Here is a 14,889-nt window from a genome sequence, read left to right as displayed (position 1 = left end):
GCCGCTTCCCGGGGCAGTCCGTCGTAGAAGCGTTCCAACCGGTCGAGCAGGCCGGCGTGCATGCTATCCACCGCGCGAGACTACCGGTCCCAGACTCTGGACGGTGTGATCAATCTGCACTGGCCTTGCGTACCGCGCCCTAACGTAGACTCAATAGACCGAGTAAGGGCCGACGTCGTCCCGACCGTGATCCAACCTGAGTGACGACAGGAGGCCCGGTGGCCTTTGCGTACCCACACCGCCCCCATCCGGCGCCGGGAACCGGCCAGGTGACATCCCCGGCCGGTCTCTATGACGGCGCCCACGAGCACGATGCGTGTGGCGTGGCCTTCGTGGCGGACCTGCACGGTCGACGCTCTCACACGGTGGTCGCCAACGGCCTCGGCGCGCTGTGTCGGCTGGACCACCGGGGTGCCCGGGGTGCCGAACCGAACACCGGTGACGGCGCGGGCATCATGATCCAGGTACCGGACGCGTTTCTGCGCGCCGTGGTGCAGTTCCCGCTGCCCCCGGCCGGCGAGTACGCCACCGGCCTGGTCTTCCTTCCCGACGACGACGCCGCCGAGGCCCGCGCCCGGCAGGTGGTCGAGAAGTACGCCCTGGTCGAGGGCGCCGAGCTGCTCGGCTGGCGGGACGTACCGGTCGACCCCTCGGACCTCGGCGAGACCGCCCTGGCGGCGATGCCCCGGGTCCGGCAGCTCTTCCTCGCCGCGCAGCGGCTCACCGACACCCCCGCCGGCCCGGCCGGCTCCCCGCTGAGCGGCATCGAGCTGGAGCGGGTCGCGTTCTGCGTACGCAAGCAGGCCGAACGGGAGTCCGCCGAGCGCGGCGTGCCGGCGTACTTTCCGTCGCTCTCCGGTCGCACGATGGTCTACAAGGGCATGCTCACCCCGGACCAGCTGCCCGCGTTCTACCCGGACCTGACCGACGAGCGGGTGGTCAGCGCCATCGCCCTGGTGCACTCCCGGTTCTCCACGAACACCTTTCCGTCCTGGCCGCTGGCGCACCCGTACCGCTTCATCGCGCACAACGGTGAGATCAACACCATCCGCGGCAACCGGAACTGGATGCAGGCCCGCGAGGCGCTGCTGCGTACGCCGCAGCTGCCCGGCAACATCCGCCGGGTCTTCCCGGTCTGCACCCCGGCCGCCTCCGACTCGGCCAACTTCGACGAGGTCCTGGAGCTGCTGCACCTGGCCGGGCGCAGCCTGCCGCACGCGGTGCTGATGATGATCCCGGAAGCCTGGGAGAACGACCCCGACATGCGCGCGGACAAGCGCGCCTTCTACCGGTTCCACGCCAGCCTGATGGAACCGTGGGACGGGCCGGCCTCGGTCGCGTTCACCGACGGCGAGATCGTCGGCGCGGTGCTCGACCGCAACGGCCTGCGGCCGGGCCGCTGGTGGCAGACCGCCGACGGCCTCGTCGTGCTGGGCAGCGAGGCGGGCGTGCTCGACCTCGACCCGGCCACCGTGGTCGCCAAGGGCCGGCTCCAGCCCGGCAAGATGTTCCTGGTCGACACCACCACCGGCCGGATCGTGCACGACGACGAGATCAAGACCGAGCTGGCCGCCGCCGAGCCGTACGCCGACTGGCTGCACGCCGGCCTGATCGAGCTGGACGACCTGCCGCCGCGCGAGCACGTGGTCTACACCCACGACTCGGTCCGCCGCCGGCAGCAGACCTTCGGTTACACCGAGGAAGAGCTGAAGATCCTGCTCGCCCCGATGGCCCGCACCGGCGTGGAGCCGATCGGCTCGATGGGCACCGACACCCCGATCGCCCCGCTCTCCACCCGGCCGCGCCTGCTCTACGACTACTTCCACCAGCTCTTCGCCCAGGTCACCAATCCGCCGCTGGACGCCATCCGCGAGGAGTTGGTGACCAGCCTGGCCACGACCATCGGCCCGGAGGGCAACCTGCTCGATCCCGGTCCGGCGAGCTGCCGGCAGATCGTGCTGCCCTACCCGGTGATCGACAACGACGAGCTGGCCAAGCTCCTCGACATCGACGAGGACGGCGACCTGCCCGGTTTCAAGGCGGTCCGGGTCTCCGGGCTGTACCGGGTCCGCGAGGGCGGCGCCGGGATCAAGGCCCGGCTCACCGAGATCTGCCGGCACGTCTCCGAGGCGATCGAGGACGGCGTACGGATCCTGGTGCTCTCCGACCGCGACTCCAACGCCGACCTGGCGCCGATCCCGTCGCTGCTGCTCACCGCGGCGGTGCACCAGCACCTGGTCCGCGAGCAGACCCGCACCCAGGTCGCGTTGATCGTCGAGTCCGGCGACTGCCGCGAGGTGCACCACGCGGCGGTGCTGATCGGCTACGGCGCGGCGGCGGTCAACCCGTACCTGGCCTTCGAGTCGGTGGAGGACATGATCTCCACCGGCGCGCTGACCGGTGTCGAGCCACGGGCCGCGATCCGCAACTACGTCAAGGCGCTCGGCAAGGGCGTCCTCAAGATCATGTCCAAGATGGGCATCTCGACCGTGTCGTCGTACTGCGGCGCGCAGGTCTTCGAGGCGGTCGGGCTGCACACCCGCCTGGTCGAGCGGTACTTCCGGGGCACGCCGAGCACGATCAGCGGGGTCGGCCTCGACGGCATCCACGCCGAGGTGGCCGCCCGGCACGCGCTGGCCTGGCCGGCACCGGGCGCCGACGCCGTGGACCGGCTGCCCGTCGGCGGCGAGTACCAGTGGCGCCGCGAGGGCGAGCTGCACCTGTTCAACCCGGAGACGGTCTTCCTGCTCCAGCACGCCACCCGCAGCCGCCAGTACGACGTGTTCCGCTCCTACACCGCGAAGGTCGACGAACTGGCCGCCCGGGCCGGCTCACTGCGCGGGCTGTTCCGGCTGCGTACCGGCGTCCGGCCGGCGGTGCCGATCGAGGAGGTCGAGCCGGCCAGCGAGATCGTCAAGCGGTTCGCCACCGGCGCCATGTCGTACGGGTCGATCTCGGCGGAGTCGCACGAGACCCTCGCCATCGCGATGAACCGCCTCGGCGGCAAGTCCAACACCGGCGAGGGCGGTGAGGACGTCGAGCGCCTGCACGACCCGGCGCGCCGCTCGGCGGTCAAGCAGATCGCCAGCGGTCGCTTCGGGGTGACCAGCGAATACCTGGTCAACGCCGACGACCTTCAGATCAAGATGGCCCAGGGGGCCAAGCCCGGCGAGGGCGGGCAGCTGCCCGGCAACAAGGTTTGGCCGTGGATCGCCCGGACCCGGCACGCCACCCCCGGGGTCGGCCTGATCTCCCCGCCGCCGCACCACGACATCTACTCGATCGAGGACCTCGCCCAGCTGGTGCACGACCTCAAGTGCGTCAACCCGGCCGCCCGGGTGCACGTCAAGCTGGTCAGCGAGGTCGGTGTCGGCACCGTCGCCGCCGGGGTGGCCAAGCTCAAGGCCGACGTCATCCTGATCTCCGGCCACGACGGCGGCACCGGCGCCTCCCCGCTGAACTCGCTCAAGCACGCCGGCACCCCGTGGGAGCTGGGGCTGGCCGAGGCGCAGCAGACGCTGCTGCTGAACAAGCTGCGCGACCGGGTCACCGTGCAGGTCGACGGCCAGCTCAAGACCGGCCGGGACGTGATCGTCGCGGCGCTGCTCGGTGCCGAGGAGTTCGGCTTCGCCACCGCCCCGCTGATCGTCTCCGGCTGCGTGATGATGCGCGTCTGCCACCTGGACACCTGCCCGGTCGGCATCGCCACCCAGAACCCGGTGCTGCGCGAGCGGTTCACCGGCAAGCCGGAGTTCGTGGAGAACTTCTTCCTCTTCCTCGCCGAGGAGATCCGCGGCTACCTGGCCGAGCTGGGCCTGCGCAGCATCGACGAGGCGATCGGCCGCACCGAGCTGCTCGACGTGGCACCGGCGATCGAGCACTGGAAGGCCGGCGGGCTCGACCTGCACCGGGTGCTGCACCTGCCCGAGCTGCCCGAGGGCGCAGCCCGCCGAGGTGTCCGGGCCCAGGACCACGGCCTGGAACTGGCCCTGGACAACGAGCTGATCGCGTTGGCCGAGCCGGCCCTGCGCGGCACCGAAGCGGCCGACGGCGAGCAGCGGATTCCGCCGGTGCGGGCCGAGGTGGTGATCCGCAACGAGCACCGCAGCGTGGGCGCCATGCTCGGCGGCGCGGTGACCCGCCGGCACGGCGGCGCCGGACTGCCCGCCGACACCATCGAGTTCACCCTGCGCGGCACCGCCGGGCAGTCCTTCGGCGCGTTCCTGCCACGCGGGGTCACCCTGCGCCTGCACGGCGACGCCAACGACTACGTCGGCAAAGGGCTCTCCGGCGGGCGGCTGGTGGTCCGGCCGGACGCGGCGGCGCCCTTCGTGGCCACCGAAGCCGCCCCCGGCCGCCGGGCCGAGGACCAGATCATCGCCGGCAACACCATCCTGTACGGCGCCACCGCCGGCGAGGTCTTCCTGCGCGGCCGGGTGGGGGAGCGGTTCGCGGTACGCAACTCCGGCGCGGTGGCCGTCGTCGAGGGCGTCGGCGACCACGGTTGCGAATACATGACCGGCGGCACGGTGGTGGTGCTCGGCCCGACCGGGCGCAACTTCGCCGCCGGCATGTCCGGCGGCACCGCCTTCGTCTGGAACCTCAACCGGCGGCTGGTCAACACCGAGCTGGTCGACCTCTCCGCGCCGAGCGAGGCGGAGCGGGCCCGCCTGCACGAACTGGTGCAGCGGCACTTCGCGGAGACCGACTCGGCGGTCGCCGAGGCGCTGCTCAAGCGCTGGCCCGAGGCGGTGGAGGAGTTCACCGCCGTGGTACCCCGGGACTACCGCCGGGTGATGGAGATCATGCAGGCCGCCGAAGCTGCCGGCCAGGACGTCGACGACGCGGTGATGAGCGCACTGGCGGCACCGGCCGCCCCGGCGGCGCGGCCCGCGCCCGCCGACACGTCCGCGCCGGTTCCGCCCGCCCCGCGGGCCCTCGCCCAGGAGGTGGCTCGTGCCTGACCCGAACGGTTTCCTGCGCTACGGCCGGCAGCTGCCGGCCCGCCGGCCGGTGCCGGTGCGCATCAGCGACTGGCGGGAGGTCTACCCGCCCGCCGGTGAGGAACTGATCCGCGAGCAGGCCACCCGCTGCATGGACTGCGGCATCCCGTTCTGCCACGACGGCTGCCCGCTGGGCAACCGCATACCGGACTGGAACGACCTGGTCCGCACCGGCAACTGGGACGCGGCGGTGGAGTCGCTGCACGCCACAAACAACTTCCCCGAGTTCACCGGGCGGCTCTGCCCGGCGCCCTGCGAGGCGGCCTGCGTACTCGGCATCGCCGGGGGCGACCCGGTGACCATCAAGCAGGTCGAGGTGGAGATCGCCGACGCGGCCGCGGCCCGGGGCCTGACGCCGCGTCCGGCAGCGGTGCCCACCGGGCGCTCGGTCGCCGTGGTCGGCTCCGGCCCGGCCGGGCTCGCCGCCGCCCAGCAGCTGGCCCGCGCCGGCCACGCCGTGACGGTGTACGAGCGCGACGACGCCATCGGCGGCCTGCTGCGCTACGGCATCCCCGACTTCAAGCTGGAGAAGCGGCACATCGACGCCCGGGTGGCCCAGCTGGCGGCCGAGGGCGTGCAGTTCCGCACCGGCGTGCACATCGGCGTCGACGTCACCGCCGAGCAGTTGCGCGCCGGGCACGACGCGGTGCTGCTGGCCTGCGGCGCGTTGCAGGGCCGGGACACCGACACCCCCGGCCGGCAGCTGCGCGGCGTGCACCAGGCGATGGCGCACCTGGTGGCGGCCAACCGGGTGGTCGCGGCGGCCGGCGAGGATCGGCCCGCCCTGGCCACCCTGCCCGACGGTACGCCTATCGACGCGGCCGGCAAGCACGTGGTCATCATCGGTGGCGGCGACACCGCGGCCGACTGCCTCGGCGTGGCGCACCGGCAGGGCGCGGCCGGCGTACATCAGCTGGACCTGTACCCGCAGCCGCCGAGGCAGCGCGACGAGGCCCGTGACCCGTGGCCGACCTGGCCGTGGATCCTGCGCGAGTACGCCGCGCACGAGGAGGGCGGCGAGCGGGTCTTCGCCGTGGCGGTGCAGGAGTTCGTCGACGACGGCAGCGGCGCGGTCCGGGCGGTACGCATCGCCGAGGTGACCGTCGAGAAGCGGGACGGCCGGCGCATCGTCACCCCGGTGCCGGGCACCGAGCGGGAACTCCCCGCCGACCTGGTGCTGCTGGCGATCGGTTTCGAGGGCACCGAGGAACAGCCGCTGCTGACCCAGTTCGGCCTGACCCGCAACGCCCGGGGCGCGATCGACTCCCGGGCCGACTGGCAGACCGACGCCGACGGCGTCTTCGTCGCCGGGGACATGCACCGGGGCGCCTCGCTTATCGTCTGGGCGATCGCCGAGGGCCGGGCCGCCGCTGCCGCGATCCACGCGTACCTCGGTGGCACCAACTCCCTGCCCGCCCCCGTCCACCCCGCCACCCACCCGCTCGCGGTGTAAGGAAGGGCCCCCTTTTAACGCCTCGTGCATAGCAGGGGCCCCTTCTTAACAGGACTGTTAAGAAGGGGCCCCTGCTAACAGCTGCCGGTGGGCGGCGGCGAACGGTTCCATCGATGGGAATGTTTCGCTAGGATTACCGATCAGTAACTACCCGTTCCCTGGCCACGCGCGCGGTCATCGGGCTCCACCACCACCCTCTGTGGAGGTCCGCCATGCCACACCGTCCGCTGGCCCGCGCCCTGGCCGCGCTGGTCGCCTTCTGCGCCGCCACCGTCGGCGCGCTCGCCCTGCCCGGCACCGCCCAGGCCGCCGCCCCCATCCACTACGTCGCCCTCGGCGACTCGTACTCCTCCGGCGTCGGTGCCGGACCGTACGACCTCTCCACATGCCTGCGCAGCCAGAAGTCGTACGCCCCACTGTGGGCCGCCGCCAACAACGTGGCCAGCTTCCGCTTTCCCGCCTGCGGTGGCGCGGTCACCGCCGACGTGCTCAACAACCAGCTCAGCTCGTTGAGCACCAGCACCACCATGGTCACCATCACCATCGGCGGCAACGACGCCGGATTCGCCGACGTGATGACCAGCTGCCGCTTCGGCAGCACGTCCGCCTGCACCAGCGCGGTGAACGCGGCGAAGGCGTTCGCGACCGGCACCCTGCCGGCCCGGCTGGACCGCACCTACGCCGCGATCCGAGAACGCGCGCCACACGCCCGGTTGATCGTGCTCGGCTACCCGCGACTGTTCGAGACCGGCAGCTGCGGCCTGCTGGCGATGAGCAGCACCAAGCGGATCATGCTCAACGAGGCCGCCGACGTCCTCGCCGCCGTGACCGCCGACCGGGCCGCCGCGGCCGGCGCCACCTTTGCCGACACCCGACCCACCTTCGCCGGCCACGGCGTCTGCGGCGCACAGCCGTGGATCCGGGACGTCACCGGCGTCATCGAGGCGTACCACCCGAACGCCGACGGCTACCGGTACGGCTACCTGCCGGCGCTCAACGCGGTCACCGGCTGATCGACCGGGCGGCGGGCCGGGTTCCGATCCGCCCCCGCCGCCCGCGACCGCGAGCCCACCCGCCATCCGAGCGAGCGCGAGCACGGTCCGCGAGCGCTGGTCTACCGATTGTTGTCGCCATTCGACACACTGGGCAGACCATCGTGCGCTGTCCGTGATCGTGTGGGGGTGGGGATGAGGGGTACGACCGGCCAGCCGCCCGCTCCACCGGTACGCGACCGCATCCCGGCCGGCGGGTTGGAGCTGCTCGCCCTGCTCACCCGCCTGCTGCGCCGGCCGCGCCGGGGTGACCACCGGCTGCCGGTGATCTGGCTGGTCCGGACGGCCGCAACGGGTGACCCGATGCCGCTGCTGCGCCGGTTCCTCGGCCAGGGGCCACGGCGGCGGGTACCGCACGGGGTGCTCGACCTCGCCGCGGCTGGTGCCGGGGCGGACGTACCGACGCTGCTGCGGGACCTGCACCGCCAACTCTCCCTGGAGGCGTTCGGCACGGCCCGGCTGCGCTTCCGGCACTACCGGCTGGCCGACTGGCTGATGCACCAGAGTTTCGACCTTGACGCCGACGACGGCCGCGCCACGCTGGTCCGCCGGCTGCGTGACCGGCAGGCGGGCGCGGCCCGGGGCGAGGCGGCCCCGGCCGGTTCGGACGCGGTCAGCCTGGCCACGCAGGTGCTGCTCTGGTTGGCCCGTCGAGTGGTGCCGGGGGTGGTCTTCCGGGTCGCCGTCTCCGGTCGGGTACCGCTGATCGGTCCGCAGTACCGGTGGTTCATGCGCCAGCAGTATCTCGCCCCCCGGCAGTCGGTCACCTTTCTCGGCTTCGCCGAGCGGCTCACCGCCGGCTGGCGCGACGGGGAGCAGCCCGACCAGGTCAACAAGCTGCTGCTGCACGCCTTCCTGGAGGACCTGCGGCAGGCGTACCGGCGCCGATTCTGGCGGCCGGCGGACTGGCGGCGCACCGCGTACCCGGTGCTGCTGCTCGACCACGTCGCTCCCGGCAACGTCGGCCACGTCCTGGTCCGGCTGCTCAACGACGTACGCAACGAGACCGGCCGCAACGACCCGTTGCTCGTCGTCGCGGCGGCCGAGCACCCCCCGCCGGAACTGCCCGAACCGCATGCGTTCGGCGACGCCGACGAGGCCTGCGACGAGTGGTCCGAGGCCCTGCCCGAGATGCGCCGGCTGCGTCGGGCGGCGGCCTGGCTTGTGGTGTTCCGGCCGGACGACGCCGACGCCGGGCCGCCGCCGCGCGGCGGGGTGCGCGCCTTCGCCGCGCCTGACCCGCCCTGGTGGTCGCGGCGCTTCCTGCCGGCGGCACTGTGTCTGGTCCTGGTCGCCGCCGCTGGTCTGTGGGCCGACGCGCGGTGGGCGCCGGGCTGCCACCCGTCGCCTACCGGCCGGGTGGCGGTGCGGATGGTGGAGGGGGAGTGCGTCGGGTACAGCGACAGTGCCGCGCACGTGTTCAACACCGACCGGGGCCAGGACCGGCTGCGTGCCGTCCAGGAGCGGATCTTCGCCCAGAACCGGGAAGCCGAGGCGGTGTGGCAGCGCAGCGACCGGCGAAAGCCGTACCTCACCCTGGTCTACTTCGGCACGCTTACCGGCAACCGGACCCGCGACGACGAGGAGTCGTACGTCTCCGAACGCGAGGAACTGGAGGGCATGGCCGTCGCCCAGCAGGCCCTGCTCCAGGAGTCGGCGAGCGCCGACGGTGCCGCGCTGCTGCGCATCGTGGTGGCCAACGGCGGCCGGCAGATGCGCCACGCCGGTAAGGCCGTGGCCATGCTCGCCGAACTGGCCCGTACCGACCCGACGGTGCTCGGCGTGGTGGGCATGGTGGACAGTCGCGTCAAGACCGCCGAGGCGCTGCGTGAACTCAACCGGGTCGGGCTGCCGGTGCTGGCACCGACCCTGTCCGCCGACCGGCTGGACGCCAACTCCCGGCTCTACCTCCAGATCTCCGCGCCCAACGCCGACCAGGTGCGGATGGTCGAGGCGTACGCCCGACAGGTGCTCAAGGTCGACGAGGCGCACGTCTACTACACCACCGGCGAGAACAGCTCGCTCGACGACGACCTCTACGTCAACACGCTGGTGGCCGGGCTGCGGCAACGCTTCGGCGAGCGGATCACCCGGCTGGCCGAGTGGCGTACCGGAATGCGGCTCACCACCGAGTGCGGCTACTCCGGCATGCTCTTCTACGCCGGTCGGTGGTCGGAGTTCGACGGCTTCCTGCGCGCCCTGCGGGCGTGCGGCAGTGACCCGCCGAAACACCTGGTCACCGACGACTCGGTCAACCGGTACATGGCCAACCCGAGCCTGCGTACCGCAGCCCCGGGCAACATCCCGGTCACCTACGTCTCCAAGGCGGCGCTGGCGACCTGTGCCGCGCTGCGCGACGCCGAACAGCGCCGCGACGACGGACGGGCCAGCTTCTTGGCGTTGGTGCAGGCACCCGACCTGCTCGACCCGCCGCGCTGCCGTCCGGAGCAGCCACAGCCGGTCGGCGAGCGGGTAAGCCTCGCCTATGACGCGGCGATGATGATGGTCCGGGCGGTGGAGAGCCTCGCCGCGCGGTTGCACCCGCCCACCAGCCCGCGCGGCAGGTGGGCACCCACCTCGATAAACCCGATCGGGGTGCACGCCGAGGTGCTGCGGCAGAACACCAGCACCGGGCATCCCGGCGTGGCCGGGCTGATCCGCTACCAGCCCGACTCCGGCGAGCCGCTCGACAAACGCATCTCGTTGCTGCGGGTGGCCCGGGTGCCCGATCTGACGGCCGAGGCGGTGGAGGTGTTCCACTGTGGCAACGCCGACCAGGTCGCCCCGGCCACCTGCGCAGCCGTCGGCTGAGTCGCCGATCAGGACACCGGACACGTCGGGCGCGGGACTGTGCCGTGATGGCGGGCGTCCGTTAGGGTTTCTGCGGACCAGGCGGCGCTCGGCGGTGAGGGGCAGAGGTTGGGCAGGCTCGCGTCGGCGTACGGGCATGCGGTCGCCGCTCACCAAGCGGCCCGGAGACACCTCGACGCGGCCCGGGACGCGATGCGCGCGGCCGGCACCCCGCAGGCCCCGGGCACCGACCCCGAACTGGTCGCGCGGTTGGCCCGGGTGGGTGACGCGCTGGCCACCCCCGTGCCGGGCACCCCGTTGACCCGCCAGCCGGTGCCGGTACGTGTCGGTGCCGCCGACACCACCGGCGGCGGTTTCCCCGTCCTGCTGCCGCTCGGCGGCGGGTACCACCTGGCGATCGAGGCCGACGGTCGCGACCCGGTGGTGGCGGGACTGCTGCGGGCCCTGGTGCTGCGGCTGCTGGCCACCGCGCCGCCCGGCGGAGTCCGGATCGTCGGGCTGGACACCGCCGCGCTCGGTGCCACCTTCGGACCGCTGCGCCCGCTGCTCGACGCCGGTGTGATCGAGCCGCCGGCCACCACCGAGGCGGAGGTCACCGCGGCGCTCGACGCGGCGGAACGGCACGCCCGCGCCGCCCGCCAGGCCGACCGCCCGGACCAGGATCTTCTGGTACTTGTCGCCACCGCCATCCCGTCGCCCCGGGACGCGGCCCGCCTCGCCACCCTCACCCACGCCGGCCCGGCGGCGGCGGTCTGCGTCCTGCTCGCCGGGTGGTCGCCGGGCACCTCCACCGAGCCGGCACCCCGGCTGGGCGCCACCACCGTGCTGCGGATGACCGGCACTTGCGCCCACGTCGGCGACCCACCCGGCACGCCGTTCAGCACCGACGGCAGTGGCCTGGCCGTGCCGGTGCGGCTCGACGGGGACCCGCCACCGGCCTCGGTCGCGGCCCTCGCGGCGCATCTCGGGGAGGCCGCACGACGCGGCGGTACGGTCGACTTCGCCGACCTGCTGCCGGGGCAGCGCTGGGCCGATTCGGCCCGCGCCGGGCTGCGTACCGTGGTGGGCCGGGCCGGGCGGGACACCTTCGCCATGGCCTTCGACGACACCACCCCACACTGGTTGGTCGGTGGGCGTACCGGCGCCGGCAAGACGGTCTTCCTGCTCGACGTCCTCTACGGGCTGGCCACCCGCTACGCCCCGGCACAGTTGCAGCTCTACCTGCTCGACTTCAAGGAGGGGGTGAGCTTCACCGAGTTCGTCCCCACCGGCCGGGATCCGTCCTGGCTGCCGCACGCCCGCGCGGTCGGCATCGAGAGCGACCGCGAGTACGGCGTGGCCGTGCTCCGCGAACTGCGACGCGAGCTGAACCGGCGGGCCACCGCGCTCAAGCGACACGGCGTCACCAAGCTCGCCGACCTGCCCGCCGACACCGCCGTGCCGCGCATCGTCGCGGTGATCGACGAATTCCAGGTGCTGCTCGCCGGCAACGACCCGATCGCCCGCGAGTCGGTGAATCTGCTTGAGGAGTTGGCCCGCAAGGGCCGCTCGTACGGCGTGCACCTGGTGCTGGCGAGCCAGAGCACGACGGGCATCGAGGCGCTCTACGGCCGGGCCGAGGCGGTCTTCGGGCAGTTCGCGCTCCGGGTCGCGCTGCCGGGCGGTGGGGGAGTGCTCGACCAGCTCAACGACGCGGCGGCGACCCTGCCGGTCGGCTCGGCCGTGATCAACACCGCCGCCGGTGCGCCCGGCGCGAACACCGTGGTCCGTTTTCCGGACGCCGCCTCCGCCACCGCCGAGCTGACCCGGCTGCGGCATGAGCTGTGGCAGGCCCGCCCGGCCGGGTCCCGGCCGCCGTCGGTGTTCCGGGGGTACGACTCGGCCCGCGTCGAGGACGACAGCACCTTCACCGGGCTGCGTCCCGGCGGCCGGCGTCCCCTCGCGTTGGTCGGCCGGACGGTCGACGTGGACGGCACCAGCGCACTGTTCATCATGGACACCGCGCCCGGCCGGCACCTGGCCGTGGTGGGCACCTCCGCCGTCGGCGCCGAGGTGCTGCGGGCCGCCACGCTGAGCCTGGCCCGGCAGCACGCCCCGGGCGAGGCGGCCTTCCTGCTCGCCCCGCTGGTGGCCGCCGCCGACTCGGCCGCCGACGACACCGCCGCCGCGCTGGCCGCCGCCGGTCACCTGGTGGAGCGCCTCGACACCGTCGCCCTGCGCGCAAACATCGGCCTGCTCGCCGCCACCTCGGCGGGACGAGCCGCAAGCTCCGGTGCGGCGTCGGGGCGTACCTATCTGGTGGTCTTCGGGATGGACGCCGCCGCCGGGCTGCTCGCCGAGACCGACCCCGCGACCTTCCGCTCCGGCCACGACGACCTGCGTACCCTGCTGCGTCAGGGGCCCGGCCACGGGGTGCACCTGCTCGGCTGGTGGCGTGGACTGCGCCGGCTCGCCGACGACCTCGGCGGTACGCAGAACCGTGACGACGTCGCCTGCCTGGTCGCGTTGAACGTGCCCGGCGCCGACCTGGGCCTGCACCTGGGCGTACACGACCTGGCGTACACGCCCCGCGCCGACCGGGCGCTGCTTGTCGACCGGCACGACCAACGGGTCAGACTGATCGTGCCGTTCGCCCGGGACGGGCACACCTCCGACGGGCAGGAGTGAGCGTGTCCACCTTCGACGAGTACGCCGCGCTGGCCCGTCACCTGGCCACTCAGCAGCGCGCCGGCGAGCAGGGCGCCGCCGCCGCGGCGGAACGCCGGCGTGACCTGGACGCCACCGTCGAGTACCTGGACCGGCGGCTCGACGCCCAGGGCCAGCGCCTCGACCAACTCGGCCGGACGATCGGCATCCAGCCCGGCACCCCCGCCCCGCCGCCCGCAGGCTCCCCACCGATCTCCGGCCCGCCGATCTCCGGTCCACCGGTGTCGGCTCCGCCGAACTCTGGGCCGCCGGTGTCTGGGCCGCCGGTGTCGGGTCCGCCGGTGTCCGGTCCGCCCGGGTCTGGGGCACCGGTTTCCGGGCCGCCGCTGGCTGGGCGGCCGGGCGCTGGGGTCGGCTCGGGACCGGGTACGGGGTCGACCGGCGGCGCAGCCGCCGCGCCGGGGCGGCCGGATGTCGAGGCGTACGCCCAGCCGGGTGGCGGGGAGGCGGACCGGTCGTTGCCGGTGGTGGTGAGTGCGACGGCGGCCGGTGTGCCGGCCCAGCGCGCCGGGCAGGTCGACCCGGCGACGGAGCTGGAGTTGGCGCGGCGCTGGGCCGACGAGGCCGACCGGCACGCGCAGCAGGCGGAGCTGCTCGCCCAGCAGCCGGCGCTGCTTCCCACCTGGTCGCCGATGGCCCGCGCGGTCGCCGTCTACCTCGCTTTCGCCGCCGCCTCGGTGGTGCTGATGCTGGTCATGGTCCTCGCCTCCGGAGTGGGTGTGGTCGGCACCGGCACCCTGTACGCCTGGATGTGCGCGGGCCTGCCCGCCGTCTCGCTGATCGGCGGCTGGCTGGTGCTCGGTCGCTGGGGCCGGCCCGCCGTCGGTGCCGCCACCCCGCCCCGCTACCCGGTGCTCGGCTTCCTGCTCTGCTTCCTCGCCGTCCCGCTTGCCTACTGCGGCTACCTGCTGCTGTTCCGGGCCATGCGTTGAGCGGCTGCGGCGTCGTGTCGCCCGCCCTGCCGAATGCGGGGCAAGGCGAGACCTTTGACGATCCTTGCCCCGCTGGGGGCGTTCGCTGACCAAGAGCTACGGCGTGAGGGCGGTCGCGGGGACGGCGGGACGTCAGTACGCTCCGGTGTGGTCGCTGCTCGTGCGACAGGTGGCACGTGGGCGGGTGGATGAGCTGGGGGAGGGCGTGTGAGTGCAGCGGAGATGATCGCCAGGTTGGCGGCAGCCGGGCAGAAGCTGGACGAGGCGAAGGCGAAGACGGCCGCCGCCGCCCAGGACGCGGCCGAGGCGCGGCAACTCGTCGCGGGCGCGTTGCAGGGCGTTGCCGCCGGCCCGCTGATCAACATGATCGACTCGTACCGGCAGGCGCTCGCGCAGGCCGCCCAGGGCGGTGAGCCGGCCAAGCAGCACGTGCAGGAAACCATCGCCAAGGTACGTGCGCTGGGAAACTGACCACCCGAGATGGCATCGGCTGACCGAGATGGCGGGGTGAGCGACGTGACGCGCGACGGCGGGACGCTTGACGGATTCCACATCGGGCAGGTCCCCGACGGGTTGGGCGAGGAGGTGTCCGACTTCGCCAGCGAGTGGGGGGACGTGCAGATCACCAGTCGGGTCTGGGAGCGGCAGACGGCCGACGGGTACCGGGTGGACCTGCGGGTGCATGTGCTGCGTGGCAACCGACTCGGCGACCTCGACGGGCTGCGTACCTTCCTCGTCGACTATCACGAACGTGACCTCGACGGTTGGCAGCTGACCGAGTTCCACCACGACGACGGGCCCGGCCTGGCGGGTGCGGCTCAGGTGTTCTGGCTGACCGAGCCGGGTGTCGCGGTGAACGTGCTTGTCGACCCGGAGCGGATCGACAAGCAGACCATGCTCGCCGTCGCGCACGCCATCGAACCGAGGTGAGC

Annotated in this window: 8 protein-coding genes; all 8 read left to right on the top strand. The window is 73.2% G+C overall.

Annotated features, from left to right (window positions below; all coding sequences use genetic code 11):
• Positions 1-269: 269 nt before the first annotated feature.
• The 8 genes from gltB (at position 270) to QQG74_RS23155 (ending at position 14,887) form a co-directional block, all read left to right on the top strand.
• Entirely contained in the window at positions 270-4,964 is a 4,695-nt protein-coding gene (gene gltB, locus QQG74_RS23190; RefSeq protein WP_341716857.1) for a glutamate synthase large subunit, read from the top strand.
• Positions 4,957-6,456, top strand: coding sequence for a glutamate synthase subunit beta (locus tag QQG74_RS23185; protein WP_341716856.1), 1,500 nt, complete (start codon positions 4,957-4,959; stop codon positions 6,454-6,456). The genes gltB and QQG74_RS23185 overlap by 8 nt, the downstream gene beginning before the upstream one ends.
• 212 nt (positions 6,457-6,668) lie before the next feature.
• Positions 6,669-7,469, top strand: coding sequence for an SGNH/GDSL hydrolase family protein (locus tag QQG74_RS23180; protein ID WP_341716855.1), 801 nt, complete (start codon positions 6,669-6,671; stop codon positions 7,467-7,469).
• A gap of 174 nt (positions 7,470-7,643) precedes the next feature.
• A complete protein-coding gene (locus tag QQG74_RS23175; RefSeq protein ID WP_341716854.1) occupies positions 7,644-10,319 on the top strand; it encodes a hypothetical protein in 2,676 nt (891 codons plus the stop codon).
• 108 nt (positions 10,320-10,427) lie between these two features.
• The gene (locus QQG74_RS23170) at positions 10,428-12,986 is read left to right on the top strand and encodes an FtsK/SpoIIIE domain-containing protein (RefSeq protein ID WP_341716853.1); all 2,559 of its coding nucleotides are present in this window, start codon (positions 10,428-10,430) and stop codon (positions 12,984-12,986) included.
• A 2-nt stretch (positions 12,987-12,988) separates the two neighbouring features.
• On the top strand, positions 12,989-13,957 hold the full coding sequence (locus tag QQG74_RS23165) for a hypothetical protein (RefSeq protein WP_341716852.1): 969 nt from the start codon (positions 12,989-12,991) through the stop codon (positions 13,955-13,957).
• 207 nt (positions 13,958-14,164) lie between these two features.
• A complete protein-coding gene (locus tag QQG74_RS23160) occupies positions 14,165-14,428 on the top strand; it encodes a DUF6244 family protein (RefSeq protein WP_341716851.1) in 264 nt (87 codons plus the stop codon).
• A 36-nt stretch (positions 14,429-14,464) separates the two neighbouring features.
• A complete protein-coding gene (locus tag QQG74_RS23155; RefSeq protein WP_341716850.1) occupies positions 14,465-14,887 on the top strand; it encodes a hypothetical protein in 423 nt (140 codons plus the stop codon).
• Positions 14,888-14,889: the final 2 nt, after the last annotated feature.

Origin of the sequence: Micromonospora sp. FIMYZ51 (genome assembly GCF_038246755.1) — a bacterium.
Taxonomy (GTDB): domain Bacteria; phylum Actinomycetota; class Actinomycetes; order Mycobacteriales; family Micromonosporaceae; genus Micromonospora.
Note: the sequence above shows the minus strand (reverse complement) of the source record. Positions and strands in the feature narration are given on the sequence as shown.

Bases quoted from the DNA above. Each gene is read 5' to 3' on its own strand.
- QQG74_RS23180 (WP_341716855.1), top strand. From the start codon at position 6,669: ATGCCACACCGTCCGCTGGCCCGCGCCCTGGCCGCGCTGGTCGCCTTC.
- QQG74_RS23175 (WP_341716854.1), top strand. From the start codon at position 7,644: ATGAGGGGTACGACCGGCCAGCCGCCCGCTCCACCGGTACGCGACCGC.